Annotated in this window: 1 protein-coding gene; it reads right to left on the bottom strand. The window is 34.4% G+C overall.

Translation table 11 applies throughout. The features are described 5' to 3' along the window. Nucleotides 1-304 precede the first annotated feature (304 nt). Nucleotides 305-1,159, bottom strand: coding sequence for a malate synthase (locus V7164_RS14755; RefSeq protein WP_335354459.1), 855 nt, complete (start codon nucleotides 1,157-1,159; stop codon nucleotides 305-307). Between the last annotated feature and the right edge of the window lie 478 nt (nucleotides 1,160-1,637).

Below are 1,637 nucleotides of genomic sequence, written 5' to 3'. Positions count from 1 at the left end.
TGAAATGTCCATCCAGACTCTTTGCTTGGACTTTTTTCTCGCTCTGTCATTGTATCGGTAATGTAGTTTTGGAATAAACTTGGTAAGGGCCTGAGGAAAACAGCCAATTATTAATATTAGATATTGGCAATGTTCTTTTCAAACAAAAAAGCAGTTGGTATAGATTTTTCTATATCAACTGCTTTTCTATTATACCAACCCAACCCCGCGACCGCTTCACAATAGCCAGGCACTGTTCGCCATTAGTGAAGGGTGGGAAAAATGTGTCAGTCCCCTGTCATTCTTATTATCAATGGGCTAACGTCTAAATACGCATAAGTGCGCCATTAGGCTTTGGTAACTCTTGATCTGTTATCTGATTCATTTTACAAAAATGTTCAAAAAATTGTTGTCCCAGCTCTCGTTCCTTTGGGTCACTTTTCAATGAAACTATATCAAGCAAAATTTGAGCCATCCATAAATTATCAAAATAACGATATTTACCTGTATTCCATGTCATTTTGTGGGGGAATTTTTCATTTACATAATACTTCCAAAAAAGCATCTGATCCGATTCCTGTTCTGTAAGTTGGAGTCTGTATTTTGAATGAGCAGGAATATATCCATCTTCACAAAGCTTACCGATAAAATTTTCATTCACCATATAGACACCTAAGATACGTCTGTCTTTTTCAGGCATGCTTGGATCTATTGCCGTTAACAGGACAACGCTATTTTGGTGCAAGCGGATGGGTTTGTTTGGCTTCCCCTTGTTATTACCACTTTTTATTAAGCCTGAAAAAACCTTCCACTCCGAAAAAGAACTATTCTGTTCTTCTGTGTCACACCAAAATACCATTTGTGATTCGGGATGAAGTTTATGATTTTTCATCAATTTTTCATGTTCCAAACGAAGTTCCTGGTTTTTTTGTTGTAGCTTTTTTTCCTCTTCCTTCTTCCATTCTTCCTCCTTTCGTTCCATTTCCTTTTTTTGTATTATTTTTTCTAGTGAATTAGCAATACTTTTATCATGCAGTGTTAAGTGTTTCCCAAATACATCGGGGAAAACAAACTTTTTATTTTCCGATGCGAAATGTATTTCAATACTAGAATCATTATGATTAACTATACTCCCCATGCCAAAACGCTTGTGTGTAACTTTCTTATTGATTAGATTCATTATTCTAGTCCTCCTTGTAGAATAAAAACTCGGTTACTATTAGATAGTAAATTGATAATTTTATTCAACTAACTTCCTTTAAAGCTCACACGACTGTTTGATTTTCCTTCGGTTTAAAAAAGGATATTAAAAAAACGTATCCATAATTCTATCTGCAAAAAAACACAGCAGAATTCGGAATACGATTTAAAAAACAATTATAAGACTATTATAACATTTCTTGAAAATATTACAAACTTTCTTATTGACAACACATTTTATTGTGAGGTAAAATGAAATTTTATTCTCTGTACTTGCTTGAAATAGCTATGAAATAAAGGCCTCCCAAAAGTCGCGAAACTTCTAGAAGGCCCCTATAAATAACCACTTGTTATTACCGGTGATAAGTGGATTGATTCCACGATTAAACTCTTATCTAACCCTTATCCCTTATCGGGAACCTGCTTTTTCTTTTAAAACTATCTGCGATACTACCTCT

Origin of the sequence: Bacillus sp. JJ1474, assembly GCF_036965225.1 — a bacterium.
Taxonomy (GTDB): Bacteria; Bacillota; Bacilli; order Bacillales; family Cytobacillaceae; genus Cytobacillus.
The sequence above is the reverse complement of the archived record's forward strand: the minus strand, read 5'-3'. Positions and strand labels throughout refer to the sequence as shown.